Consider the following 24,640-nt stretch of genomic DNA (forward strand, 5'->3'; position numbering starts at 1 on the left):
TGACGATGGGGTCGCCCACGCCCAGGCCGCGCGGCAGCCAGTCGGCGTTGGACTGCACCGTGTCATGCAGGCGCACCAGCGCCTCGGTGCGCGGCACGCCCACCTTGAACTGCACCGTGACCACCGCCACGCCGGGGCGCGTGACCGACATCACGTGCTCCACGCCGGCGATCTGGGCCAGCACCTGTTCGGCGGGCGCGGTGACCATCTGCTCCACGTCGCGCACGGCGGCGCCCGGGAAGGGAACGATGACGTTGGCCATCGTCACGTTGATCTGCGGCTCTTCCTCGCGCGGGGTCACCCCCACCGCGAAGAATCCCAGCAGCAGGGCCACCAGCGCCAGCAGCGGCGTGATCTGCGCCTGCTGGAAGAAGGCCGCGATGCGTCCGGAGACGCCCATTCGGTTGCTCGTGTCTTGCATGACCAGCCTTTCAGCGGATGCGGGCGGCGGCCTGCGGGTCCAGCACCACCTGCTCACCGGCCGTGAGGCCGCTCAGCACCTCGACCTGCGCCCCTTCCGTGCGGCCCAGGCGCACCTGGCGCAGCAGCGGCTTGCCGTCGGCGCCTGCCACGTACACGGCGGTCAGCTCGGCGCGGCGCACCACGGCCTGCGCCGGCACCAGCACGCGGGCATCGCCGCTGCCGGCCACGGGCAGCCAGGCGCGGGCGAACTGCCCCGGCACCGCGGTGGTTCCCGGTGGCAGGTCGAGACGCAGGGTCTGCGAATGGGTCGCAGGGTCCACCGTGGGCAGCAACTGGGTGCGCACGGGGGTGATGCGGGCAGCGGCGCCGGCCAGCTCGGCCTGCACCTTCGCGTCGGCTGGCAGCTTCGCGGCCAGGGTCTGCGGCACGGCAGCGCTCACGCGCAGCGCCGTGGGGTCGTAGACCGTGACGAGCGGCTTGCCCGGCATCGCCATGTCGCCCAGCACCACGCCCACCTCGGCAATCACGCCGTCGTACGGGGCACGCACCAGGTAGAAGTCGGATTGCGTGCGGGCCGCGCCGGCGCTGGCCAGCTGCGCGGCGGCCTCAGCCTGCGCGGTCTTGTACTGCGCCTCGGCGCGGTCCAGGGCCGCCTGGCTGATGTAGGCCTTGTCGAAGAGCTGTTTCTGGCGCTCGAACTCACGCGTGGCGGCGTCCTGCGCGGCCCGTGCAGCGCGTACTTGGGCGGCGCCAGCGGCTGCGGTCTGCTCGGCGGCGCGGGCATCCAGGCGCAGCAGCAGCTGGCCGGCCTTCACCCGGTCGCCCGCCTTCACCTGCAGCGCCACCACGGCGCCTGGCACCTGGGCCGCCAGCACGGTCTGGCGCACGGCCTCGACCACGCCGTCCACCGAGGCTTGCTCCGCCGTGCCCCGGCTCTGCGCGGGCGCGGTGGGCAGCCGGCTGGGCTGGGTCGTCGGCGCGGTGCCCTGGGCCGAAGCGATGCCGGCACCCGGCCACACACCGGCTGCCGCGCCCAGCAGGGCAGCGACGGCCAGGGCGGTCAGGGGCAGGCGCGGAAGCGGCAGGAGAGCGGACATGTGCGGGGCCTCTGGTGATTTCGTTGGATTGCATGTATTATTTGCGCAAGTAGCTAAGAAGTCAAGTACGCAATCAACCAATCACTTCACCAGGAGGCCTCCGTGAGGCATGATCCCGGCATCCTTTGCGAACCCTGTGTCCCGATGGAACACCTACCCCCTGAAGCGCTGGAGCAGGTCGCGGCCTACTTCCAGGCGCTGTCCGAGCCCACCCGCCTGCATCTGCTGAACCTGCTGCGCAATGGCGAGCACAACGTGGGCGAGCTGGCCCAGGCCACCGGCTACACCTCGGCCAATGTGTCGCGCCACCTCTCGCACCTGATGCAGCAGGGCCTGGTCGCGCGTGAGGCGCGCGGGACGGCGGTCTACTACCGCATCGCCGACCCGGCGGTCTACCAGCTGTGCGACCTGGTCTGCGGCAACATTGCCCGCGTGCACGAGCGCGCGGCGCACGGCACGCGGCTGTTCGCCAGCGCCGCGCCGCCGCGGCCGGCGGCCACCCGTCGGGGAGCCGCGCGATGACCGCGCCCGCGGGCGGCGGCACGCTGCGCTTTCTCGGGCCGGGCTGGTTTGCCGCGGTCATGGGCCTTTCCGGCCTGTCGCTCGCCTGGGTGCGGGCGGAGCCGGTGCTGGGCGATGCCGCCATCGGCGCGGCGCTGGTCTGTGGCGCCCTGGCCGGCCTGGCGTTCGTGGTGCTGGCGTTCCTTTCCGTGCTGCGCTGGCTGCGCCACCCCGAGGCGGTCCGCGAGGACGTCCGTCACCCGGTGCGGCACGTCTTCTTCGCCGCCATCCCGATCTCGGTGATCCTGCTCGCCACGGTGATCGTCGCGCTGGCCGGCCCGCTGCCCGTGGCGCGCGGACTGTGGATGGCCGGTGCGGCCGCGCAGTTTGGTGTGACGCTGTGGGTGATGGGCCGCTGGCTGCGGCCGAAGCCGGCCGGCGGCGTGGTCTGGGGCGGCATCACGCCGGCGATGCTCATCCCGATCGTCGGCAACGTCGTCCCCGCGCTGGCCGGCCCGCAACTCGGCATGACGCTTTGGGCGGCGGCCCAGTTCGGCGTGGGGGTGATCTTCTGGCCGGTACTCGTGACGCTGTTCGCGGTCCGCATCGGCCTGGAAGGCCTGTGGCCGCAGCGCCTGCTGCCCACCACCTTCATCACCGTGGCGCCGCCGGCGGTGATCGGCCTCGGCCTGCTGCAGCTCGGCGCGCCCCTCCTGCTGGCCGCCGCGGCGTGGGGCGTGGCCCTGTTCTTCCTGGGCTGGTCGGCGACGGTCGTGCGGCCGATGCGCGAGCAGCCGTTCGCCATTCCGTTCTGGGCGCTGTCGTTCCCGCTGGCGGCCTTCAGTGCGCTCACCCTGCGCCTGGGCGAGCAGGCTGGCGGGTTGTTGCAGGCGGCCGGCGTGATGGCGCTGGCGCTGACCTCGCTGGTGATCCTCACGCTGGCGTGGTCCACCCTGCAGGGCCTGCGCGCCGGCAGCCTGCTGGTGCCGGAGCCCGCGCCGCCGCAGCCGCCCGCGGCCGCTGCCTAGAGGGCGTTGAGCGGGATCTTCAGGTAGGCCACGCCGTTCGACTCCGGTTCGGGCAAGTGCCCGGCCCGGATGTTGACCTGAACGGAAGGCAGGATGAGGTTGGGCATGGCCAGCGTGCGGTCGCGCGCGCTGCGCATGGCCACGAAGGCCGCCTCGTCGATGCCGTCGCGCACGTGGATGTTGCCGGCGCGCTGCTCGGCGACAGTGCATTCCCAGCGGACCTCGCGTCCCGGCGGCGGGTAGTCGTGGCACATGAAGAGGCGCGTGGCCGGCGGCAGGGCCAGCAGGCGGCGGATCGACTGGTAGAGCGTCGCCGCGCTGCCGCCCGGGAAGTCACAGCGTGCCGTGCCCACGTCCGGCATGAAGAGCGTGTCGCCCACGAACACCGCGTCGCCCACCTCGAAGGCCATGCAGGCCGGCGTGTGGCCCGGCACGGCCAGCGCGCGCGCCTGCAGCTCGCCGATGGTGAACACCTCGTTGTCGTCGAACAGGTGGTCGAAGGGCGTGCCGTCGACCGGGCAGGCATCGCCGAGGTGAAAGAGGGAGCGGAAGACGGACTGCACCTGGGTGATGGGCCGGCCGATGCCCACGCGGCCGCCGAAGCGCTCGTGTAGCCAGGCGGCGGCGCTCAGGTGGTCCGCATGGGCATGCGTCTCCAGGATCCATTCCAGCCGCAGCGACTGCGACGTGATGGCGTCCGCCACCGGCTGCACCGACTGCGTGGCGCTGCGGCCCGACCGCGCATCGAAGTCCAGCACGGGGTCGATCACGGCACAGGCCGTGCCAGGCCCCGCGTGCACGAGATAGGTCACCGTGCAGGTGGTGGCGTCGAAGAAGGGCTGGATCACGCAGGACGGCATCGGGGGATCTCGGGCTTGCCAGGATGGGCGTGCCACGATAATCTATGAAAAGATAGATTGTCAAACCGGCCGAAGCATGAGCCGGACCGCGTGTTCCACCTTGCCGCCTGTGACGCCTGACGCCGAGACACCCTCCCTGGAGGCCCTGCAAGGGGCCGCCCAGGAAGCCTGCGCGCTGATGAAGGCGCTGGCCAACCCCGACCGGCTGCTGCTGCTGTGCCACCTGGCCAGCGGCGAGCGCAACGTGGGCGCGCTGCAGGCCGCGCTGGGCATCATGCAACCCACCTTGTCCCAGCAACTCGCGGTGCTGCGCGAGGAGGGCCTGGTGGCCACGCGGCGCGAGGGCAAGCACGTCTACTACCGCGTGGCCAGCCCGCAGGCGCTGGCCATTCTCCAGGTCCTGCATGCGCAGTTCTGCGCGCCGGGCCCCCACTGAAGGAAGTCTCCTCAACCATGACCATTGACTGGGCCCATTTCACGCCCTGGGCTTCGCTGGCCGGCGGCCTCGTGCTCGGCCTCGCGGCGGCGCTGTTCATCCTGCTGTCGGGCCGCGTGCTCGGCATCAGCGGCATCCTCGCCGGGCTGCTGCCGCCCCGCCCCGGCGACAGGGGCTGGCGAGTCGCGTTCATTGCCGGCCTGCTGGCGGCGCCGCTGGTGTGGAGCCTGTTCGCGCAGCCGGTCTCGCCGCGCATCGCCGCCGGGCCCGTGGTGCTGGTGGTCGCCGGCCTGCTGGTCGGCTGGGGCACGCGGCATGGCTCCGGCTGCACCAGCGGCCACGGCGTGTGCGGGCTGGCGCGGCTGTCGCCGCGTTCGCTGGCCGCCACGCTGGCCTTCATGGCGACGGGTTTCGCCACCGTGTTCGTGGTTCGCCACGTCATTCAGTGAACGGGGGTCCCATGGTGCAACGCATCGTCGAATTCGCGCTGGGCCTGGTGTTCGGCCTGGGTCTCATCCTCGCGGGCATGACCGATCCCGGCAAGGTGATCGGCTTCCTCGATCTGGCCGGTGCGTGGGATCCATCGCTGGCGCTGGTGATGGGGGGCGCCATCGCGGTGGGCGTGGGCGCCTTTGCGGTGGCACGCAGCCGCACGACCGCGCTGCTCGGCGGGCCGATGCGGCTGCCACGCGGGGGTGACGTGGATCGCCGCGTGGTGGTGGGCAGCCTGGTCTTCGGCGTCGGCTGGGGCCTGGCCGGGTTCTGCCCCGGTCCGGCATTGGTGGCGCTGGGCGCCGGGCACTGGCAGGCCGCGCTGTTCACGGCGGCCATGCTGGCCGGCATGGCCCTGCACGATCTCGGTGGCCGGCTGACCGGCCGTGCACCGGCCGTCGCGGAAGGCTGATGGCGGAGGCGCCCTGGGTCGCGCCGGCGCTGGGCCTGCTGGTCGGCTTCGCCCTGGCGTTGACGGGCGCGGGTGGCGGGGTGCTGTCCGTGCCGCTGCTGCTGTTCGTGCTGCACCTGGGCATGGCCCAGGCGGCACCGGTCAGCCTGCTGGCCGTGACGCTAGCCGCCGGCATCGGCGCCTGGCTCGCCTGGCGCAATCGGGTGCTTCGCTATCGGGCGGCGGGCCTCATGGCCACCGCCGGGCTGCTGTGCGCGCCGGTCGGCCAATGGCTGGCCGCGCGCCTGCCGGAGCCGCCGCTGATGCTGCTGTTCGCCGGCGTGCTGGCCGTGGCCGCGACGCGCACCTTGCGCCTGGCCGCGCGCGAGCTGCGCGGCGAGGAGGGCGTTCGACCTGCGAATGCGCCGTGCCGTCTCGACCCCGCGACCGGCCGTCTGCACTGGACAAGCCGTTGCGCGGTCGTCCTGACGCTGGCCGGTGCCTTGGCCGGCCTGCTGTCAGGGCTGCTGGGGGTGGGTGGCGGCTTCGTGCTGGTGCCGGCGCTGCTGGCGGCCACCGATCTGCCGATGAAGGCGGTGGTGGCCACCTCCATGGGCGTCATCGCGCTGGTCTGTGCCGGTGCCGCCCTGAGCGCGGCGGTGCAGGGCCGCATGCCGTGGGAAGTGGCCTTGCCGTTTGCCGGCGGCGCGGTGGCCGGCCTGGTCGGCGGGCGCGCTTGGGCACGAAGGCTGAGCGGGCCGCGCCTTCAGCAGGGCTTCGGCGTCCTGTCGCTGGGCGTTGCGCTGGCGATGGTGGTGCGGGCGCTCGCCCGCTGACCGCATCGACGCCGCCGCAATCGCTGGCAGGCGTCAGCGACCCTGGAACGCGCTGGGCGGCTGCCCCAGTGCTGCGCGGAACATCGCCGTGAACGCACTGTCGCTCGCATAGCCGCAAGCGGCTGCCACATGGCTGACCGGCTGGCCGCGGGCGAGCAGCGGCAGCGCATGGGCCAGCACGGCCTGCTGGCGCCACTGCTGGTAGCTCATGCCCAGGCCATCGCGGAACAGGCGGGCCATGGTGCGCTCGCTCGCGCCCACCGTGTGCGCCCATTGGGCCAGTGTGCTGCGCTCGGCCGGGTCGCGCAGCACCGCGTCGCACAGCGCGCGCAGGCGCCTGTCGCCACCCTCGGCGGGCGGCAGGGGCACGCCCAGCTCGTGCGTCGCGGCGCCGGCCAGTTCATCCAGCACCAGCTGCGTCAGCAAGGCCTCGCGTTCACGCGGCACCGCGGGCGCGTCCAGGGCCTGCACCAGCTCGCGCAGCAGGGGCGAGACCACGATCACGCGGCAATCGGCCCAGCCCGCGGGCACGGCCGAGGCGTCGATGTAGAGCGTGCGGAACTCGGCATCTTCCAGCACGTGCACCGAGTGCCGGGCGCCGGGCGCGATCCAGACCGCGCGCGAGGGCGGCACGATGTAGGTGATGTCGCCGCCAGCGGGGGCGGGCTGCGCCGCGCTCACCTGCACCACGCCGGTGGCACAGTATGCGAGCTGGGCCCAGGCATGGCGGTGCGGCTCGAAGTGCGTGTCGGCCGGCATGGTGCGGGCGCGTACGCGCACCGGCCGGCCGCGGCTGGGCCGGTAGGCGTCGGTGTCGCCGACCGGCACGGGGCGCTGGATGCGGGCCATGGCTGATTTTCGCTGAAAGCTGGCGTTGTGTCGCGGATCAGAAAGGCCGGCCGCGCCTAACATGCGGCTCCATGAGCACCTCCACCGCTGCCCTGCCGATGAACGTGCCGCTGCGCCAGGATGCCGGCGTGATCGGTCTGGTGGGCGCCGCCCACCTCGTGAGCCACTTCAGCCAGCTGCTGCTGGCGCCGCTGTTCCCGTGGCTGAAGGAAGCGTTCCATGCCAGCTACATCGAGCTGGGCTTCGTGATGACCGTGTTCTTCGTCGTCTCGTGCGGGGTGCAGGCGGCGTCGGGCTTCCTGGTGGACCGCTTCGGGCCGCGGCCGATCCTCTTTGCCGGCCTCGCCCTGCTGGCGCTCGCGGCCTTCGGCTACGCGCTCAGCCCCAGCTACCCCGTGCTGGTGCTGTGCGCGGTAGTGGCGGGCGTGGGCAACGGCGTCTTCCACCCGGTGGACTACACCCTGCTGAACCGCAAGGTGAGCGCCCCGCGCCTGGGCCATGCCTACAGCGTGCACGGCATCACCGGCAGCCTGGGCTGGGCGCTGGCGCCCGCACTGGTGGTCCCCATCGCCCTGGCTGCGTCCTGGCGCGTGGCGCTGGCCACGGCGGGCGCGTTCATCGTGGTCGTGCTGATCGTGCTGCTGCTGAACCGCGACCGGCTCAGCCTGGCGGCCGCCCCGGCCAAGCCAGCGGCCGCGGCGGGCGGTCCGGCGGTCGAGGGCAACTTCGACTTCCTGCGCATTCCCGCGGTGTGGATGTGCTTCTTCTTCTTTTTCTTCTATGCCGCGGTCCTGAGCGTGATCCAGGCCTTCGCGCCCGAGGCCGCGCGGCAGCTGCATCAGGTGCCGACGGCGCTGGTGGCGGCCTGCCTCACCGTCTACATGGTCGGCAGCGCGGGGGGCATGGTGCTGGGTGGCTTCCTCGCGGCCGACCCCTCACGCTGCGAGAAAGTGGTGGGCGCCGGCTTCGGCGTGGCGGCGGCCATTGCCCTCACGGTCGCCATGGCACCGGTTCCGGCCCTGGCGGTGCCGGTGCTCTTCGGCCTGATGGGCTTCGCCAGCGGCATCGCCGGGCCCTCGCGCGACCTGCTGGTGAAGCGGTCCACGCCCGACAACGCCACCGGCCGCGTGTACGGTGTCGTCTACTCCGGGCTGGACATCGGGCAGGCCCTTGCGCCGCTGATCTTCGGCGCGCTGATGGACCATCACCAGTACCGGGCTGTGTGGCTGGGCCTGGTGCTCACGCAACTCATCCTGATCACCAGCGCATTCCAGGTGCGCAAGGTGCGGCGCACGGTGGCCGTGCCCGCCTGAGCCCGCACCCCGGGCGCCGCCGGCCGGGGCGGTATCCTTCGCCCCCATGTATGCCGCCTACTACGGGCTGAAGCAGGAGCCGTTCTCCATCGCGCCGGATCCGCGCCTGCTCTTCATGAGCGAGCGCCACCGCGAGGCGCTGGCGCACCTGCTGTACGGTGTGAAGGGCGGCGGCGGCTTCGTGCTGCTGACGGGCGAGATCGGCACGGGCAAGACGACGGTGTGCCGCTCCTTCCTGGAGCAGGTGCCCGAGCACGTGAACCTGGCCTACATCTTCAACCCCAAGCTCTCGGTGGCCGAGCTGCTGGAGACGGTGTGTCACGAGTTCGGCGTGACCGTGCCGCGGCGCGACCTGCTGCCGCCGACGGTGAAGGACTTCATCGATCCGCTGAATGCCTTCCTGCTGCAGGCGCATGCGGCTGGTCGCAGCAACGTGCTGGTGATCGATGAGGCGCAGAACCTGGCAGCCGACGTGCTGGAGCAGCTGCGCCTGCTGACCAACCTGGAAACGAGCGAGCGCAAGCTGCTGCAGATCATCCTGATCGGGCAGCCCGAGCTGCGCGAGATGCTGGCGCGGCCGGAGCTGGAGCAGCTCGCGCAGCGCGTGATCGCGCGCTACCACCTGCAGGCGCTGGCCGAGCCGGAGACCACCGCGTACGTGCGGCACCGGCTGGAGGTGTGCGGCTTGCAGCGGCCGCTGCCCTTCGACGCGGGCGCGCTGCGGCTGGTGCACACGCTCACCGGCGGCGTGCCACGGCGGATCAACCTGCTGTGCGATCGCGCGCTGCTGGGCGCCTATGCGTCAGGGCAGGGCACCGTGACGCGGCGCATCGTGCGGCAGGCGGCGGCGGAGGTGTTCCCCTCGCGGGCGGTCCGCAGCGGCGGCAGATGGCGTCCGGTCGTGCTGGCGGGCGGGCTGGGCGTGGCATTGGGGGCGGTGCTGCTGGCGGCGGCCCTGGCGTGGTCCGATCCGGCCTCGCCGTGGCGTGCGGCTGTCGCGGCTTGGCGGGGTGGGCCGGGGCCCGTGGCCGCTGCACCGCAGGAGTCGAAGCCGCCGTCGGTTGCCGGCGCGCAAGGCGTGGTGGGTCAGGTCGAAGCGACGGGGGCGGTGGCCGCCGCGGGGGCCGCGGCTGCGTCGAGCCCGCAGCCGGTGGCATCGGCGACGGTGGCAGTGGCTCCTGAGCCGCCGCCCAAGCCCGTGCTGCTGCGCGATCCGCAGGAGGCCTGGCGCGAGCTGGCGCAGGCCTGGGGGCTGTCGCCGCCCGCAGGCACCGACCCCTGCGCGTGGCTGGCCCGGGAGCGGGTGCAGTGCTTCAGCCGCAATCTGCCGCTGGCCATGATCCGCCAGCTCGGCCGGCCGGGCATCGTGACGCTGGATGCGGGCACGGGTCAGCCCTCCTATGCGGTGCTCACGCGGCTGACCGACCAGAGCGTGACGCTGCAGGCCGCGGGCACCGAGCAGACCGTGACCTGGGCGGCACTGGGCGAACGCTGGCAAGGCGACTTCGCGACCCTGTGGCGCGCGCCCGCCGACTGGCAGGACCGCTTCGCGGATGGTCAGGGCGGGCCGACGGTGCGCTGGGTGGCGCACCAGCTCGCGAAGGCACGCGACCAGCGGCCACCGCCCGGCCAGCCGGTGCTGAATGCAGCGCTGCGGGCCGAGGTGCGCGCGTTCCAGGTGGCGCAAGGCCTGCCTGCCGATGGCTACCCGGGGCCGCTGACGGTGATGCAACTCAATCGCGCGACCGGGGTGGACGAGCCCCGGCTGCGCACGGAACCCTGAGGAAGGCGCAGGCGATGTCCTTCATTCTCGACGCCCTGCGCAAGGCCGATGCCGAGCGTGAGCGTGATCCTTCACGAGGGATCCATGCGCAGGCCGTGGGCCTGCCGCCGGGGCCGGCGGCGTCTCGCGCGGTGCCCGGCTGGGCGTGGGCACTCGGCGGTGTGCTGATCGCGGCCGTGGTGGGCTACGTGGTGTGGCCGCGTTCGCAACCGGCACCTGTGCGGGCGCCGGCTGCGCCCGTCGCGGCGGTGCCCGCGACCGTGGCGCCAGCGGCGCCGCCGCCGGTGGTGGCTGTTCCCGCGAGCCCCGCGCCCGCTGCCGCCGTGCTCCCTGCGGCGCCTCCGGCCGCAGCGGCGCCTGTGGCAGTGCCGGCTACCGTGGCACCAGCCGCGGCGCAGGCCGTCCGCGCTGCGCCCGCGTCTGCGGCTGCTGCGCGTGCCGCAGCGTCCGTCCCCGCGCAGGCCGTGGCCGCTGCCACCACCGAGCGCGTGCTGCCGCAGGCCGAGCTGCCGCCGGAGGTGCAACGGGAGCTGCCTAAGGTCGCGCTCAGTGGCGGCGTCTACTCCGACAACGCGGCGCAGCGCTTCGTGCTGGTGAACGGGCAGCTCGCGCACGAAGGCACCGAGGTCGCGCCCGGCGTCGTGCTGGAGCAGATCCGTCCCCGTTCCGCCGTGCTGCGTTATCGGCAGTGGCGGTATAGCGTGGGGTACTGAGCCTCGTCGTCCCCGCGAAGGCGGGGACCCAGGAGATGCTGGGGTGCCGACGCGGCTGGCCAGGCCTTGCGCATTCGGCACACAGAGCGCGGCCTCGCTTCACCCCGCCAGCAGCACGCGCGTGAGCGCCCCCAGCACCAGCATCGCCAGCGGCACCATCGCGAGCACGGCCCGCACCCACATCCTTGGCCCACTCGCAGCCATCAGCACGCCCAGCGTGAGCCAGGCTGTCGGGTCGGGCATGAAGCCGGGCACTTCCGCCCGAAGCCAAGACTGGCCCGTGAGCGGGGCGGCCAGCGGATAGGCCGCGCCAATGGCCCACAGCAACGCGCCCGCGCGGCGCCGCCAGAGACCTGCGGCTGAACCGGCGTTGCCCGGCCCGGTATCCAAGCTGAAGTGCACAGCGGCCAGCCACAGCAACGCCAGCCCTTGCGCGCCGGCCGCCACGCCGATCCAAGTGGCCGCGATGAAGATCTGCGCGTACTGCTGCCACCAGAAAGCCCAGGCCGTCCAGAGCCAACCCACGCCGACCAGCGCCAGGGCCACCGCGTGCGCGCGTGCAGCGGGTCGCAGCAGCAGCGCGCCTGTCGCCAGCGAAGCGCCGACGCCCACGAGCTGCGCCGGCCACCACGCGGCCTGATAACGCTCGACCAGGCGCCAGTACGCCTGCGGCGAGAACATGAGGAAGTCGCCCAGGGTGTAGGTGGACCACTCGGGCATGTGGGTGTGTGGGGCGCCGGCCGCTCAGAGCGACGCGATGTGGCTCGCGATGCGCTGGCGCTGGGCAGCGGTCAGCGCGGGCAGGCGCGCCGCGGCGAGGTTCTCCCGGACATGGGCCACGTTGCCGGTCGCCGGGATGATGCACGTGACGGCCGGGTGCGCCAGGATGAACTGCAGCACCAGTTGCGCCCAGCTCGCCGCGCCGGAGTCCGCCGCCCAAGCGGGCAACGGATGCCGCTGCAGGCGGCGCAGCAGCGCGCCCTCCTGGAAGGGGCGGTTCACCAGCACCGCCACGCCGCGATCGGCGGCCAGGGGCAGCAGCACCGACTCGGCCTCGCGGTCCACCGGGTTGTAGCTGAGCTGCACGAAGTCCAGCTTGCGCGTCCGCAGCGTCTGCGCGATCTCGGCATGCCGCCGGCCTTCAGAGGTGGTGATGCCAACGTGACGCACCTCGCCACGGGCCTTCATCTCCATCAGCAGCGGCAATTGCCGCTCGATGGCCAGCAGGTTGTGGACCTGCATCAGGTCGAAGCGCGGCACGCCCCAGAGCCGGCGCGTGGCCTCGATCTGCGCGGCGCCGTCGCCGCTGGTCCAGACCTTCTCGGCGGAGAACACCCGTCCGGTGGCGCCCAGCCGCGCCAGCCCTTCACCGACCACACCCTGCGACGAACCGTACATCGGCGAGGAGTCGATCACGCGGCCGCCACCCTCGAAGAAGGCCTTCATCACCTGGATGCAGCGCGCCCGCTCGGGCGGATCCTGGCCCACGTTGAAGGTGATCCAGGTGCCGAGGCCGATCACGGGGACGGTCTCGCCGCTGGAAGGAATGCGGCGTGCGGGCAAGGCGCCCTGCGCCGACGCCAGCAGCGGCGCCAGCAGGGCAGGGGAGGCAAGCAGGCTTCGGCGGCGCATGAGGCGGGATGCTGCATCGGGAGGCCGGCGGATGCAACGCAGGGGGCGCGATCCCCCGTGCGGCGGGCGGGGATTGGGGTGGGACGGAGGGCGCAGGCTGGGTGCAAGCCCAGCGTTGGCCGTTGCGCGTCAGAACCGCCTCCGGCTACCTCAAACCGCGCTGCGATGTCGCTCGATGCAGGTCGCCAAGGTCTGCTGATGTGCACGGCGCCACCAGTTGCCGGTGGAGAAGATCTCCACCTCGCTGTAGCCCGCGAAGCCCTGCGCCTCCACCCAGCCCCGGATGCGCGGGATGTCGATGACGCCGTCGCCCATCATGCCGCGGTCGTTCAGCAGGTCGGTCGTCGGCGTGAGCCAGTCACACACGTGGAAGGCCAGCAGCCGCTCGCGGCCGGCGCGGGTGATCTGCTGCTCCAGCTTCGGATCCCACCACACGTGGTAGACGTCCACCGCCACGCCGAGCGCGCCGGTGCGCAGCGGGTCCAGCTCGTCGCACAAGTCCAGGGCCTGCTCCATCGTGTTGACGCAGGCGCGGTCGGCGGCATACATGGGGTGCAAGGGCTCGATGGCCAGGGGCATGCGGGCCGCGCGGGCGTAGTCCAGCAGTTCAGCGATGCCATCGCGCACCTGCGCGCGCGCCGCGGCGATGTCCTTGTGCGCGGCGCGCCCTTGCAGGGCGCCCGGCAGGCCGCCGACGACCAGCACCAGGCAGGGTGCGCCGAGTGTGCAGGCCTCATCGACCGCGCGGCGGTTGTCGTCGCGCGCGGCGCGCAGGCCTTCGGCGTCCGCGGCCGGGAACATGCCGCCGCGGCAGTAGCCGGACAGCGCAAGGCCCAGGGCGCGCACCTGCCGCGCCACCGCGTCCAGGCCAGCCGCCTGCACCTGGTCCCGCCAGGGCGAGACGGCGCGGATGCCCAGCGCGGCACAGGCGTCCAGGATGGCCGGCAGCGGCAGCGGCTGGCCCTGGCTCTGCCGCACCGTTGCGGTGTTGATCGACAGCCAGTCGTGATCGCGGGAGAAGTCGCGCAAGGGCCTACCCCTCCACCCCATGCAGGGCCAGCAGCGTGCGCATGCGGCGCACGGCCAGGTCCGGCTGCTCCAGCAGATGGGCGGCGTCGGCCAGGCGGAACAGCTGCGCGAAGTGCAGCAGGCCGCGGGCGCTCTGCTGGCCGCCCACCATGGTGAAGTGCGACTGGTGGCCGTTGAGCCAGGCCATGAACACCACGCCGGTCTTGTAGAAGCGCGTGGGCGCCGCGAAGATGTGGCGCGACAGGGGGACGGTCGGGCCGAGGATCTCGTGGAAGCGGTCCACGCGGCCAGCGGCCAGCTCGCCCAGCGCCGCGCTCGCGGCCGGCGCGATGGCGTCGAAGATGCCCAGCAGCGCGTCGCTTTGCCCGTGCACCGGATCACTGCCGTGGCCGTCGCCGGCGATCAGCTCGGCGTAGTTGAAGTCGTCGCCGGTGTACATGCGCACGCCCGCGGGCAGGCGGCGTCGCATGGCGATCTCCTTGTCCTTGTCCAGCAGCGAGATCTTGATGCCGTCCACCTGGCTGGCGTGGGCGTGGATGATGCCCAGCGCGGTGTCCATCGCTGCATCCAAGTCCCGCGTGCCCCAGTAGCCCGCCAGCGCCGGATCGAACATCTCGCCCAGCCAGTGCAGGATGACCGGCTGCCGCGCCTGCGAGAGGATGCGGTCGTACACGCGTTCGTAGTCGGCGGGCGATTGCGCCACGCGGGCCAGCGCGCGGCTGGCCATCACGATGAGGCGGCCGCCGAGTGCCTCGATGGCGGCCATCTGCTCCTCGTAGGCGCGGATCACGTCGTCGACGTGACGCGCGTTCTCGGGCAGGAGGTGATCCGTACCGCAGCCACTGGCGACCCGGGCACCCGGCACATCGCGCGCGGCGTCCAGGCCGCGGCGGATCAGCTCCAGCGAGGTGGGCCAGTCCAGGCCCATGCCCCGCTGCGCCGTGTCCATCGCCTCGGCCACGCCCAGGCCGAGCGACCACAGCCGCTGGCGATAGGCGATGGTGGCGTCCCAGTCCACGGCGCACTGCAGCCACGGGTCCGCCGCGGCCACAGGATCGGCGACGACATGCGCGGCCGAGTAGGCGATGCGATTGAAGGCCACGCCCGGCGCAGGCTGCGCTGGCGCGCGTCCGCTCAGGGTGAAGGTCTCCAGCCCACCGGCAGCGGTGGGCAGCTTCAGGCTCAGGCTCATGAAAAGTCCCGCTCTCAGAGCCCCAGGGCCGGCACGTCGACCCAGCGGCGCTCGCGCCAGCTCTGCAGCGCGGCCTCGACCAGCTGCACGCCCTTGGCGCCTTCGGGCAGCGTCCACTTGTACGGGGCGTCCTCCACCACATGGCGGATGAAGTGCTCCCACTGGAGCTTGAAGCCGTTGTCGTAGGTCTGCGAGTCGGGCATCAGCTGCCACTGGTCGAAGAAGTCGATCGGCTGCTTCACGTCGGGGTTCCACACCGGCCGGGGCGTGCCCATGCGCGGCTGGATGCGGCAGTCGGTGAGGCCCGCCACGGCGGAGCCGTGCGTGCCATCCACATGGAAGGTGACCAGGTCATCACGGCGCACGCGGGTGGCCCACGACATGTTCAGCTGCGCGACCACGGGCTCGCCGTTGTGCCCGACCAGCTCCGCGATGGCATAGGCGGCGTCGTCGGCGGTCGCGTCGTAGGGCTGGCCGGCTTCGTCCCAGCGGCGCGGGATGTGCGTGGCGCCCAGGCAGGTGATGGCCTTGACCTCGCCGAACAGGTTGTCCAGCACGTAGCGCCAGTGGCACATCATGTCCAGGATCATGCCGCCGCCATCCTCGGCCCGGTAGTTCCAGCTCGGTCGCTGGATCGGCTGCAGGTCCCCCTCGAATACCCAGTAGCCGAACTCCAGCCGCAGCGAGAGCAGGCGGCCGAAGAAGCCCGAGCGGCGCAGCATGTCGAGCTTGCGCAGGCCGGGCAGGAACAGCTTGTCCTGCACCGCGCCGTGCTTCAGGCCCGAGACCTGCGCCGTGCGGGCGATGTCCATCGCCTCCGCCAGCGTGGTCGCGATGGGCTTCTCGCAGTACACATGCTTGCCCGCGCGCAGCGCCTGGGCCAGCAGCGTGGGGCGCATCTGGGTGGTGCCGGCGTCGAAGAACACGGTGTCGTCCGCGTTCGCCAGGGCCTGCTCGAGGTTCGTTCCCCAGCGGGCGATGCCGTGGGCGCGGGCCAGGGCCTCGATCTTCTCGGCGTTGCGGCCGATGAGGATCGGGTCGGGCATGACGCGGTCCCCGTTGGCGAGCGCGACGCCGCCCTGGTTGCGGATGGCGACGATGGACCGGATCAGGTGCTGGTTCATGCCCATGCGTCCGGTGACGCCGTGCATGATGATCCCGAGACGTTGCGTGGGCATGGCGCGGCCTTACTTCTGCACTTCGAGGCCGGCGGCCTTCACCAGCGCGGCGTTGCCACGGATCTCTTCACGGATGTAGGCGTCGAACTGCGCCGGCTCCATCGTCCAGGCGTCCGCGCCCAGCGTCGTGAAGCGCTCCTTGACCTCGGGTGTGGCCAGCGCCTTCACCACCTCGTCGTGCAGGCGCTGCACGATCTCGCGCGGCGTCTTGGCCGGCGCGAACATGCCGATCCAGAAGTTGAACTCGGAGCCCGGCACGCCGGCCTCGGCGGTGGTGGGCACGTCAGGCAGCGCCGCCGCGCGCTTGGGCGAGCCCACCGCCAGCGGCAGCAGCTGGCCATTGCGGATCTGTCCGATCACCGGCGCGATGGGCGAGAAGTAGTAGTCCACGCGACCCGCCATCACCTCGGTCACCGCCTCGGCCGAGCCCTTGAACGGGATGTTCTGGGCCTCGATCTTCGCGGCCAGCTTGAACTTCTCGGCGTTGAGGTGGGTGGCGCTGCCCTGGCCGGCGGAGGCGAAGTTCATCGAACCGGGCTTGGCGCGTGCCGCGGCCAGCAGCTGCTGCAGCGTGCGGATGTTCTTGGCGGGCGAGATCACCAGCACGTTGGGCGTGGAGGAGATCGGCGTCACGCCGGCGAAATCGGCCTGCGTGTCGAACGGCAGCTTGGCGAAGGTGTGCGGGCTGACCGTGTGCGACGACGAGTGCACCATGATCGTGTAGCCGTCCGGCGCCGCGGCGGCCGCGGCGGCCTGACCGATGGTGCCGCTGGCGCCGGCGCGGTTCTCCACCACCAGCTGCTGGCCCATGCTCTGCGACATCTTGTCGGTGATGGCGCGCGCGATGATGTCCGTGGTGCTGCCGGCCGGGAAGGGCACGATCACCTTGATGGGCCGGCTGGGATAGCCCTGCTGGGCCTGCACGGCGAAGGGAAGCGCCAGGCCCAGCAGGGCGGCGCAGGCGAGGCGACGGGTGGTGGGGATGGGCATGGGTGTGTCCGGTTGAGGTTCTAATTCACTGTCTGGTGAATTATAGGGCGCACCCGGGCGGGTGCAAGCCCCCGCCGTGCGTCGCGCGGGCCGGGGCCTGCGCTCAGTCGCGCAGCAGGTAGCCGAGGATGACGTCGCACATGTGCGAGAGGCGCTCGTTGCGGGCCTTGGTCGTCATCAGGTCACGGCCGAAGATGGCCGACAGGGTGTGGTTGTTGGAGAGGTAGAAGTAGCTCAGGCCGGCGATCGAGACGTAGAGCTGCACCGGATCCACACCGCCGCGGAAGCTGCCCTCGCGGCGGCCGCGCTCCAGCACTGCGGCGAGCGTCTCCACCAGCGGCGAGTTCAGGTCACGCGCGCGCTGCGAGCCGGCCAGGTGCCGCGCGCGGTGCAGGTTGGCGCTGTTCAACAGCGTCATGAACTCGGGGTGCGCGAGGTAGTAGTTCCAGGTGAACTCGATCAGCCGGCGCACGGCGGTGGCCGGCTCCAGATCCGTCAGGTGCAGCCGTGCCTCCTCCGCGCGGATGTCGCGGTAGGCCTGCTCCAGCACCGCCTGGAACAGGTGTTCCTTGTCGGCGAAGTAGTAGTAGATCAGCCGCTTGTTGAGCCCGGCGCGCTCGGCGATGCGGTCCATGCGGGCGCCGCCCAGCCCGAACTCGGCGAACTCGTCGCGGGCCGCCGCTAAGATGGTGCTCTGGGAGCGGTCGGCATCACGCAGGCGCTCTTCGCCGGCTGGGGCAGGGTCTCTGGCCATGGATCAATAATTCACTCGATCGTTAATTGAGTCAAGCCATGAGCGAACCGAAGCCGCAGCTGGCGGGCCATCTTCTCGTCGAATGCCTGGTGGCGCAAGGCGTCACGCATGCCTTCGGCGTGCCGGGCGAGAGCTACCTCGCGGTGCTGGACGGCTTCCACCAGTATCGCGACCACATCCGCTTCATCATCAACCGGCAGGAGGGCGGCGCCGCCTTCATGGCCGAGGGTGTGGGCAAGCTGACGGGCCGCCCGGGCGTGTGCTTCGTCACGCGCGGGCCGGGCGCCACCAATGCTTCCATCGGCGTGCACACGGCCTTCCAGGACTCGACGCCGATGGTGCTGTTCGTGGGCGACGTGGCCGGTGACCAGCGTGACCGCGAGGCCTTCCAGGAGGTGGAGTACACCAGCTTCTTCGGGCCCAGCACCAAGGGCATGGCGAAGCGGGTGGAGCGCATCGACGATGCCGAGCGCATCCCCGAGTACGTGGCCCGTGCGTTCGCCACTGCGATGAACGGCCGCCCGGGACCGGTGGTGGTGGTGCTGCCGGAGGACATGCTCACACGCCCCGTGCAGGCGCGTCCGCTGCCCCGCGTCGAGCCGGTGCAGGCCTGGGCCGACCCTGGTGCCCTGCGCACGCTGCGCGAGATGCTGCTGGCGGCGCGCCGACCCTTCGTCATCGCGGGTGGCGGCGGCTGGACGCCGCAGGCCGCGCAGGCGCTGCAGCGCTTCGCGGAGAACTGGCGTCTGCCGGTCGGCAATGCCTTCCGCTTCCAGGACACCTTCGACAACCACCATCCCCTGTACGCGGGGGATGTGGGCATCGGCATCAACCCGAAGCTGGCCGCCCGCATCCGCGAGGCCGATCTCATCCTCGCCCTCGGCCCGCGGCTGGGGGAGATGACGACCGGCGGCTACACGCTGCTCAAGCCGCCGCGTCCGGTGCAGAAGCTGGTGCACGTGCATGCCAGTGCCGAGGAGCTGAACCGTGTGTACCAGGCGGATCTCGCGATCTGCGCGACGATGAATGCGGCGGCGCGCTCGCTGGAGGTGCTGACGGCGCCGCCCGAGCTGCCGTGGGCCGAGTGGGCCGAGGCCGCGCACGCCGACTATGAAGCGAACCTGGTGCCGCAGGCGCTGCCGGGTGACATCGACATGCCGGCCATCGTGGGCGTGCTGAAGCGGCATCTGCCCGAGGACGCGGTGCTCACCAACGGGGCCGGCAACTTCGCCTCGTGGGTGCATCGCTTCTTCCGTCACCACGGCCTGGCCAAGGGACTGAAGACGCAGCTGGCGCCCACGGTCGGGTCCATGGGCTACGGCGTGCCCGCGGGCATCGCGGCGAACCTGGTGAGTGGCCGCACGGCCTTCACCATCGCGGGCGACGGCGACTTCCTCATGAACGGGCAGGAGCTGGCAACGGCCGCCCAGTTCGGCGGCAAGTCGATCATCGTGCTGCTGAACAACGGGATGTACGGCACCATCCGCATGCATCAGGAGCGCGAGTTTCCCGGCAACGTGCAGGGCAGCACCCTGGCCAACCCCGACTTCGCGGCGCTCGCGCGGGCCTATGGCTACGCGGGCGTGCGGATCACGCGCACCGCCGAGTTCGAGCCTGAGTTGCTGGCGGCCCTGGCACGCGAGACAGGCACGCTGATCGAGGTGATGCTGGATCCGGAGGTGATCACGACGCGCGGCACGCTCGACGGCATTCGCCAGGCGGCGCTCAAGACAAAGCAGTGACGGCGCGGCGCTGAAGCCTCCGTGCGCGGCGCGCGGGCACAAAAAAGGCCGGCAGATGCCGGCCTTCGTGCGCTGCGCGGGGCAGTGCTTACTTGACGTGCTTGCCGATCAGGCCAGCCATCTCGAACATGGACACCTGGGCCTTGCCGAAGAGTTCCTTCAGCTTGGCGTCGGCGTTGACCATGCGCTTGTTCACGCTGTCCTGCAGCTTGTTCTTCTTGATGTAGGCCCACAGCTTGCTCACGATTTCCGTGCGCGGCAGCGGGTTCGCGCCCACGACGGCGGCCAGAGCGGCGCTGGGGGTCAGCGGCTTCATGAACGCGGCGTTGGGGGTGCGCTTCTTCGCGGGGGCCTTCTTGGCCGCGGCCTTCTTAGCGGGGGCTGCCTTCTTGGCCGGAGCGGCCTTCTTCGCGGGGGCCGCCTTCTTGGCCGGAGCGGCCTTCTTCGCGGGAGCGGCCTTCTTGGCCGGGGCCGCCTTCTTCGCGGGGGCCGCCTTCTTGGCCGGAGCCGCCTTCTTTGCCGGCGCCTTCTTCGCCGCCTTCTTTGCAGTTGCCATGATTGATTTCCTTCTAGAAGTGGATGTGAACCACCAGCTGCCCACTCGGCTCGCTGGCAGAGCGGATGCTAAAGGAGAAAAACCCCGTTTCCAAGTGAAAAAGGGGTTTTTTCATTGGGGCGTGTTGCTTTTTCAGTCGGGCGGCGCGCTGCTTTTCCCTCTGAGGATCAGCAACACGCCCAGCAGCGTGATGCCGCAGGCCAGCCACTCGGCGCCGGTGACCGTCTCACCGGCCAGCCACACCCCCAGCAGCAGGGCGATCACCGGGTTCACGAAGGCATAGCTGGTGGCGGTGGCGGGGCTCGCATGGGCCAGCAGGTGCAGGTACGCGCTGAAGGCGATCAGCGAGCCGAACACCACGAGGTAGGCCCATGCCAGCAGGGCGCGTGGGGCCAGCGGCCATGTGGCCTGCTCACCCAACGCGAGAGAAATCGCGATCAACACCGCGCCACCACACAACATTTCACTCGCGAAGCCAGAAGCACCCGGTGCCAGGGGCAGACGCGTCGTCGACAGCACGGAGCCCAGCGACCAGGTCAGCGTGGCACCGACCATGCAGGCCACGCCCTGCGGCGAGGCCGCGAAGCCGGCGCCGCGCGCCAGCAGCACCACGCCGGCGAGACCCGTGGCCATGCCCAGCCACTCCAGCCGCGAGGGCCGGCGCCCCGCCAGCAGGCCCCAGCCGCAGACGAGCAGCGGCACCACCGCGACGAAGGCGGCGACCAGACCGGAGGCGACGTGCTGCCCGGCGCTGGCGGTCAGGCCCATGCCGCCGCCGAGCATCAGGCTGCCCACGACCAAGGCATGGCGCCACTCGCGCAACGTGGGCAGCCGCACGACGGCACCGGGCTGCCGCGCGCGCCACGCGACCCATGCCATCAGCAGCAGCCCCGCGGCCAGGAAGCGCGTGCCCATCTGCAGGAAGGGCGGCAGGCTCTCCAGCGCGAACCGGATCGCCAGGTAGGTGGAGCCCCACACCAGGTAGCACGCCAGCAGCGCCGGCAGCAGCAGCGAGGGCGCGCCGATCGGGCGCAGGTTCAGCGTGAACGATGTCATGGCCTTGATCGTAGGTTGTCCGCCGGTGATGTTCCATGCATCATTCAAGGCTTCAAAACCGATTCACCTTCAGATTCAAGGCCAAAGACCATGCCGACCGAAATCCAGGATCTGGACGCCTACGACGCGCGCATCCTCGCCGAACTGCAGCGCGACGCGCGCATCACCATGGCGGAGCTGGGCCGCCGGGTGCACCTGTCCCAGCCCGCGGTGACCGAGCGCGTGCGCAAGCTGGAGTTGGCGGGCATCATCCGCGGCTACCACGCCCGTGTGGACTACCTCCGGCTGGGCTACGGCATCCGCGCCATCGTGAGGGTGGGGCGCGTGGAGTACGCGCGGGTGGTCAAGCTGATCGAGCAGACGCCGGAGGTGGTGAACGCCTTCAACGTCACCGGCGAGGACAGCTGGATCCTGGAGATCGCGGTGATCGACGTGGAGCACCTGGACGCGGTGGTCACGCGCTTCTGTATGCTTGGCGAGACCTCGACCGCCATCGTGCTGAACGCACCGCGCGAAGACGCGCCGGTGCTGCCGGCGCGCCGCGAGAACATCAAACCCGCCATACGAAAGGTGACCGGCCGATGAGCCAGCCCGCATTCAGCACCTGCGACCTGTGCGACGCGCACGAGAAGTCCGATCCGCCCGTGGTGCGCCCGCTGCCGCCCGTGTTCCGCAATTTCGGCGCTGCGGTGGCGTTCGCCGGCCCGGTGGCCACCGTGCGGTGCTTCGAGGACAACTCGCGCGTGAAGGAGGCCGTGGAGTCCCCGGGCGAGGGCCGCGTGCTGGTGGTCGACGGCGGTGCCTCGGTGCGTCGTGCGCTGGTGGGCGGCAACCTGGCGCTGGCCGCCGCCCGCAACGGCTGGGCCGGCATCGTCGTGGATGGCGCGGTGCGCGACGTGGCCGAGCTGCGCGCCTGCGGTCTGGCGGTGCACGCGCTGGCGCTGATGCCGCAGCGCTCGATGAAGCGCAACGAGGGCCAGCGCGACCTGCCGGTCACGATCCAGGGCGTCGCCGTGCGGCCGGGGGACTGGCTCTACGCCGACGAGGACGGCATCGCCCTCAGTGACCGGCGCCTGATCTGACGGGCAGGGTCGCGAGCAGCACGCCGGCGAGTGCGGCGACGAACGCGGTGACCTGCAGGGCACCGAGCGACTCCCCGAGGAATACCACCCCGACCGCGGCGGCGCTGACAGGCAGCATCACCGTGAACACGCCTGCCTGCGCAGCGGGCACGACCTTGAGGCCGGTCATCCAGAGCCACACCGTCCACACGCTGGCGGCGAGCGCGTAGAACACCAGCAGCGTCCAGATGCCGGGCTGCACCGACCCGAAGTCGAAGCGCCACGCCGCGTACAGCCCGAAGGGCGTGACGAGCGCGAAGCCCCACAGGTTGATGAGCGAGGTGATGCGCTTCGGGCCCATCGCGCCGGTGAGGGCCTTGCCGATGACGGCATAGGACGCTTCGCACACGACGGCCGCAAAGACCAGCAGGTTGCCCAGCCAGGCCCATGAGGCGTCACCGACCGGCGCGCTGCCGGCGCCAGGGTCCGCGGGACGGCCGAAGGCCATCAGGCCGATGCCCAGCGCCGAGCAGGCGATGGCGGCCCAGATGCGTGCCGTGATCGGCTCGCGCAGGAAGACGCCGCTCAGGAGCGCCACCACGGCCGGGATCGCGGCCATGATGACGCCGGCGGAGACGGCGCTGGTCAGGCTCACGCCGTAGAGCATGCAGATCGAGAACAGGAAGTTGCCGAGGAACGACTCCAGGAACAGCAGGCCGCGCACGCGCGGCGTGAGGGGCGGCTCGTTCGCGGGCTTGCGCAGCCAGTGCAGCATGGCCAGCCCGCCGATGCCGAAGCGCAGCCACGCGAGCAGGAAGACCGGGATGGCCGCCGCGAGCGGCTTGGACAGCGCCACGTAGCTTCCGACCAGCGACATGCTCAGGGCCAGGCACGCATAGGCGAGGGGCCGGCTCGGTGTGAAGCTCATCGACAATGCGGCGCGTGTGACATCCAGCGCGCGATCATGCCCGAAGCCCCCGACCGCCTCGTGTTCGTCTACGGCACCCTGCGCCGCGGCGGCCGCAACGACATCAACCGCCTGCAGCCCGCGCCGGTGTTCGTCGGGACGGCCAGCCTGCGAGGCCGCCTGTACCCATTGGGCTGGTATCCGGGCCTGCTGCTCGGGGGCGAGGACGCGATCGAGGTGGTGGGCGAGGTCTACCGCATCACGCCGCCGCTGGAGGCGCGGCTCGACGAGATCGAGGAGATCCGGCCTGCGCCGGACAGCGAGTATTTCAAGCGCGACGTAGCGGTGCACGTCGCCGGCCATCAGCGGGCGTGCCTCGTCTACGAGATCAACCCCGAAAGGGTGCGCGGACGCCCGCCCCTGGCACACGGCGACTGGATGGCTTTTTACGCATCATGAAACGTCTTTCGCATCATGAAAAATAGACTTGATGCAGCGCCGCAAAATTTCTCAATACAAGAAAGCAGATTTCATTTTGCGGAATGAAAATTGCAAGTTGTTGATTTACATGCTCTAAATTTTGTCTCTTCTATAAGACATAAGACGCGACAAAGGTCTTCTACAAGACTACAGTTCACTCATCGGCACCGCACTTGCATCACGCAGCGGGCCGCAACGGTTTTGACATCAACCCTGGAGTGAACCCATGAGCAACTGGACCCACCTGACCCGCGAACAGCAGATCGCCGCCCTCGAGAAGGACTGGGCGGAGAACCCGCGCTGGAAGGGCATCAAGCGCGGCTACACGGCCGCCGACGTCGTGCGCCTGCGCGGCTCGCTGCAGGTGGAGCACACGCTGGCCAAGCGCGGCGCCGAGAAGCTGTGGAACCTGATCAACACCGAGCCGTTCGTCAACTCCCTCGGCGCGCTGACCGGCAACCAGGCCATGCAGCAGGTCAAGGCCGGCCTGAAGGCGATCTACCTCTCCGGCTGGCAGGTCGCGGGCGACGCCAACAGCAATGGCGAGATGTATCCCGACCAGTCGCTGTACTCGGTGGACTCCGTGCCGAAGGTCGTGAAGAAGATCAACGCCACCTTCACCCGCGCCGACCAGATCCAGTGGAGCGAAGGCAAGGGCCCCGGCGATGAAGGCTTCATCGACTACTTTGCCCCCATCGTGGCCGATGCCGAAGCCGGCTTCGGCGGCGTGCTGAACGCCTTCGAACTGATGAAGGCCATGATCGAGGCGGGCGCCGCTGGCGTGCACTTCGAGGACCAGCTGGCCGCCGCCAAGAAGTGCGGCCACATGGGTGGCAAGGTGCTGGTGCCCACGCGTGAGGCGGTCTCCAAGCTCGTCGCCGCCCGCCTGGCCGCCGATGTGATGGGCACGCCCACCATCCTGCTGGCCCGTACCGACGCCGAGGCCGCCGACCTGGTGACCACCGACGTCGACGACAACGACAAGCCCTTCTTCACCGGCGAGCGCACGGTGGAAGGCTTCTTCCGCAGTCGCAATGGCGTGGAGCAGGCCATCAGCCGCGGCCTGGCCTATGCCGAGTACGCCGACCTGATCTGGTGCGAGACCGGCACGCCCGACCTGGCCTTCGCCAAGCAGTTCGCCGACGCGATCCACGCCAAGTTCCCCGGCAAGCTGCTGGCCTACAACTGCTCGCCGTCCTTCAACTGGAAGAAGAACCTGGACGACGCCACCATCGCCAAGTTCCAGAAGGAGCTGGGCGCCATGGGCTACAAGTTCCAGTTCATCACGCTGGCCGGCTTCCACAGCCTGAACTACTCGATGTTCAACCTGGCCTACGGCTA

General features: G+C 70.9%; 28 protein-coding genes. 14 read left to right on the forward strand and 14 right to left on the reverse strand.

All coding sequences use genetic code 11. The features are described 5' to 3' along the window. Positions 1 to 421 (reverse strand): efflux RND transporter permease subunit (locus ACE3T5_RS14540; protein WP_374668779.1); only part of this gene is annotated, 421 nt, incomplete at its 3' end. A 10-nt stretch (positions 422 to 431) separates the two neighbouring features. Beyond that, positions 432 to 1,520 carry an efflux RND transporter periplasmic adaptor subunit gene (locus tag ACE3T5_RS14545; RefSeq protein ID WP_374668780.1) on the reverse strand — a complete coding sequence of 363 codons (1,089 nt, stop codon included), beginning with the start codon at positions 1,518 to 1,520 and terminating at the stop codon, positions 432 to 434. A 144-nt stretch (positions 1,521 to 1,664) separates the two neighbouring features. On the opposite strand from ACE3T5_RS14545, the gene ACE3T5_RS14550 reads away from it, so the two are divergent. Together ACE3T5_RS14550 and ACE3T5_RS14555 are read left to right on the forward strand one after the other, a co-directional pair. Beyond that, on the forward strand, positions 1,665 to 2,042 hold the full coding sequence (locus ACE3T5_RS14550; protein WP_374668781.1) for an ArsR/SmtB family transcription factor: 378 nt from the start codon (positions 1,665 to 1,667) through the stop codon (positions 2,040 to 2,042). Further along, positions 2,039 to 3,049: an SLAC1 anion channel family protein gene (locus ACE3T5_RS14555; protein ID WP_374668782.1), complete on the forward strand. Its 1,011-nt coding sequence runs from the start codon at positions 2,039 to 2,041 to the stop codon at positions 3,047 to 3,049. Before ACE3T5_RS14550 ends, ACE3T5_RS14555 begins: the two co-directional genes overlap by 4 nt. Here ACE3T5_RS14555 and ACE3T5_RS14560 read toward each other — a convergent pair. Continuing rightward, complete coding sequence (locus ACE3T5_RS14560) at positions 3,046 to 3,909, reverse strand: MBL fold metallo-hydrolase (RefSeq protein ID WP_374668783.1); 864 nt, start codon at positions 3,907 to 3,909, stop codon at positions 3,046 to 3,048. The two genes, ACE3T5_RS14555 and ACE3T5_RS14560, sit on opposite strands and share 4 nt — an antisense overlap. Before the next feature lie 76 nt (positions 3,910 to 3,985). Here ACE3T5_RS14560 and ACE3T5_RS14565 point away from each other — a divergent pair, with 76 nt between their 5' ends. The 4 genes from ACE3T5_RS14565 to ACE3T5_RS14580 are packed head-to-tail and all read left to right on the forward strand — an operon-like array spanning position 3,986 to position 6,064. Continuing rightward, entirely contained in the window at positions 3,986 to 4,345 is a 360-nt protein-coding gene (locus ACE3T5_RS14565; protein WP_374668784.1) for an ArsR/SmtB family transcription factor, read from the forward strand. Between the two features lie 17 nt (positions 4,346 to 4,362). Further along, positions 4,363 to 4,794, forward strand: coding sequence for a YeeE/YedE family protein (locus ACE3T5_RS14570; protein ID WP_374668785.1), 432 nt, complete (start codon positions 4,363 to 4,365; stop codon positions 4,792 to 4,794). An 11-nt stretch (positions 4,795 to 4,805) separates the two neighbouring features. Next, positions 4,806 to 5,249: a DUF6691 family protein gene (locus ACE3T5_RS14575; protein WP_374668786.1), complete on the forward strand. Its 444-nt coding sequence runs from the start codon at positions 4,806 to 4,808 to the stop codon at positions 5,247 to 5,249. Beyond that, the gene (locus tag ACE3T5_RS14580; RefSeq protein WP_374668787.1) at positions 5,249 to 6,064 is read left to right on the forward strand and encodes a sulfite exporter TauE/SafE family protein; all 816 of its coding nucleotides are present in this window, start codon (positions 5,249 to 5,251) and stop codon (positions 6,062 to 6,064) included. The genes ACE3T5_RS14575 and ACE3T5_RS14580 overlap by 1 nt, the downstream gene beginning before the upstream one ends. Positions 6,065 to 6,097: 33 nt before the next feature. Here ACE3T5_RS14580 and ACE3T5_RS14585 read toward each other — a convergent pair whose 3' ends face one another. Continuing rightward, positions 6,098 to 6,913 (reverse strand): helix-turn-helix transcriptional regulator, encoded by an 816-nt coding sequence (locus ACE3T5_RS14585; protein WP_374668788.1) that lies wholly within the window; start codon positions 6,911 to 6,913, stop codon positions 6,098 to 6,100. A gap of 71 nt (positions 6,914 to 6,984) precedes the next feature. On the opposite strand from ACE3T5_RS14585, the gene ACE3T5_RS14590 reads away from it, so the two are divergent. From ACE3T5_RS14590 to ACE3T5_RS14600, 3 genes are read left to right on the forward strand one after another with little or no spacing between them, the layout of a single operon-like run. Then, on the forward strand, positions 6,985 to 8,226 hold the full coding sequence (locus ACE3T5_RS14590; RefSeq protein WP_374668789.1) for an MFS transporter: 1,242 nt from the start codon (positions 6,985 to 6,987) through the stop codon (positions 8,224 to 8,226). Between the two features lie 46 nt (positions 8,227 to 8,272). Then, a complete protein-coding gene (locus ACE3T5_RS14595) occupies positions 8,273 to 10,009 on the forward strand; it encodes an AAA family ATPase (RefSeq protein WP_374668790.1) in 1,737 nt (578 codons plus the stop codon). Between the two features lie 14 nt (positions 10,010 to 10,023). Then, a complete protein-coding gene (locus ACE3T5_RS14600) occupies positions 10,024 to 10,722 on the forward strand; it encodes a general secretion pathway protein GspB (protein ID WP_374668791.1) in 699 nt (232 codons plus the stop codon). A gap of 99 nt (positions 10,723 to 10,821) precedes the next feature. Here ACE3T5_RS14600 and ACE3T5_RS14605 read toward each other — a convergent pair whose 3' ends face one another. The 7 genes from ACE3T5_RS14605 to ACE3T5_RS14635 all read right to left on the reverse strand — a co-directional run bounded on the left by ACE3T5_RS14605 (position 10,822) and on the right by ACE3T5_RS14635 (position 17,497). Continuing rightward, complete coding sequence (locus tag ACE3T5_RS14605; RefSeq protein WP_374668792.1) at positions 10,822 to 11,442, reverse strand: DUF6064 family protein; 621 nt, start codon at positions 11,440 to 11,442, stop codon at positions 10,822 to 10,824. Positions 11,443 to 11,466: 24 nt separating this feature from the next. Then, the gene (locus ACE3T5_RS14610) at positions 11,467 to 12,354 is read right to left on the reverse strand and encodes an aldo/keto reductase (protein WP_374668793.1); all 888 of its coding nucleotides are present in this window, start codon (positions 12,352 to 12,354) and stop codon (positions 11,467 to 11,469) included. 150 nt (positions 12,355 to 12,504) lie between these two features. Further along, a complete protein-coding gene (locus ACE3T5_RS14615) occupies positions 12,505 to 13,383 on the reverse strand; it encodes a sugar phosphate isomerase/epimerase family protein (protein ID WP_374668795.1) in 879 nt (292 codons plus the stop codon). A 4-nt stretch (positions 13,384 to 13,387) separates the two neighbouring features. After that, complete coding sequence (locus ACE3T5_RS14620) at positions 13,388 to 14,575, reverse strand: dihydrodipicolinate synthase family protein (RefSeq protein WP_374668796.1); 1,188 nt, start codon at positions 14,573 to 14,575, stop codon at positions 13,388 to 13,390. A gap of 14 nt (positions 14,576 to 14,589) precedes the next feature. Further along, positions 14,590 to 15,753 (reverse strand): Gfo/Idh/MocA family protein, encoded by a 1,164-nt coding sequence (locus ACE3T5_RS14625; protein WP_374668797.1) that lies wholly within the window; start codon positions 15,751 to 15,753, stop codon positions 14,590 to 14,592. 9 nt (positions 15,754 to 15,762) lie between these two features. Beyond that, positions 15,763 to 16,743: a tripartite tricarboxylate transporter substrate binding protein gene (locus tag ACE3T5_RS14630; RefSeq protein WP_374668798.1), complete on the reverse strand. Its 981-nt coding sequence runs from the start codon at positions 16,741 to 16,743 to the stop codon at positions 15,763 to 15,765. A 103-nt stretch (positions 16,744 to 16,846) separates the two neighbouring features. Next, complete coding sequence (locus ACE3T5_RS14635; protein WP_374668799.1) at positions 16,847 to 17,497, reverse strand: TetR/AcrR family transcriptional regulator; 651 nt, start codon at positions 17,495 to 17,497, stop codon at positions 16,847 to 16,849. A gap of 38 nt (positions 17,498 to 17,535) precedes the next feature. Here ACE3T5_RS14635 and ACE3T5_RS14640 point away from each other — a divergent pair, with 38 nt between their 5' ends. After that, on the forward strand, positions 17,536 to 19,239 hold the full coding sequence (locus ACE3T5_RS14640; RefSeq protein WP_374668800.1) for a thiamine pyrophosphate-binding protein: 1,704 nt from the start codon (positions 17,536 to 17,538) through the stop codon (positions 19,237 to 19,239). An 88-nt stretch (positions 19,240 to 19,327) separates the two neighbouring features. On the opposite strand, the gene ACE3T5_RS14645 is transcribed toward ACE3T5_RS14640, so the two are convergent. Both ACE3T5_RS14645 and yedA read right to left on the reverse strand, forming a co-directional pair. Then, entirely contained in the window at positions 19,328 to 19,795 is a 468-nt protein-coding gene (locus tag ACE3T5_RS14645) for an SWIB/MDM2 domain-containing protein (RefSeq protein WP_374668801.1), read from the reverse strand. Between the two features lie 132 nt (positions 19,796 to 19,927). Beyond that, positions 19,928 to 20,851 carry a drug/metabolite exporter YedA gene (yedA, locus tag ACE3T5_RS14650; RefSeq protein ID WP_374668802.1) on the reverse strand — a complete coding sequence of 308 codons (924 nt, stop codon included), beginning with the start codon at positions 20,849 to 20,851 and terminating at the stop codon, positions 19,928 to 19,930. 90 nt (positions 20,852 to 20,941) lie between these two features. On the opposite strand from yedA, the gene ACE3T5_RS14655 reads away from it, so the two are divergent. Beyond that, the gene (locus ACE3T5_RS14655; protein WP_374668803.1) at positions 20,942 to 21,436 is read left to right on the forward strand and encodes an Lrp/AsnC family transcriptional regulator; all 495 of its coding nucleotides are present in this window, start codon (positions 20,942 to 20,944) and stop codon (positions 21,434 to 21,436) included. After that, positions 21,433 to 21,933, forward strand: coding sequence for a ribonuclease E activity regulator RraA (gene rraA / locus ACE3T5_RS14660; RefSeq protein WP_374668804.1), 501 nt, complete (start codon positions 21,433 to 21,435; stop codon positions 21,931 to 21,933). The genes ACE3T5_RS14655 and rraA overlap by 4 nt, the downstream gene beginning before the upstream one ends. Here the strand turns inward: rraA and ACE3T5_RS14665 are convergent. Next, a complete protein-coding gene (locus ACE3T5_RS14665) occupies positions 21,911 to 22,840 on the reverse strand; it encodes a DMT family transporter (protein ID WP_374668805.1) in 930 nt (309 codons plus the stop codon). The genes rraA and ACE3T5_RS14665 overlap by 23 nt on opposite strands. A 36-nt stretch (positions 22,841 to 22,876) precedes the next feature. On the opposite strand from ACE3T5_RS14665, the gene ACE3T5_RS14670 reads away from it, so the two are divergent. Both ACE3T5_RS14670 and aceA read left to right on the forward strand, forming a co-directional pair. Next, positions 22,877 to 23,278, forward strand: coding sequence for a gamma-glutamylcyclotransferase (locus ACE3T5_RS14670; protein ID WP_374668806.1), 402 nt, complete (start codon positions 22,877 to 22,879; stop codon positions 23,276 to 23,278). Positions 23,279 to 23,543: 265 nt separating this feature from the next. After that, positions 23,544 to 24,640: isocitrate lyase (gene aceA / locus ACE3T5_RS14675; protein ID WP_374668807.1), on the forward strand; the 1,097-nt coding region annotated here is incomplete at its 3' end.

Origin of the sequence: Ramlibacter sp., assembly GCF_041916345.1 — a bacterium.
Lineage (GTDB): Bacteria > Pseudomonadota > Gammaproteobacteria > Burkholderiales > Burkholderiaceae_C > Ramlibacter.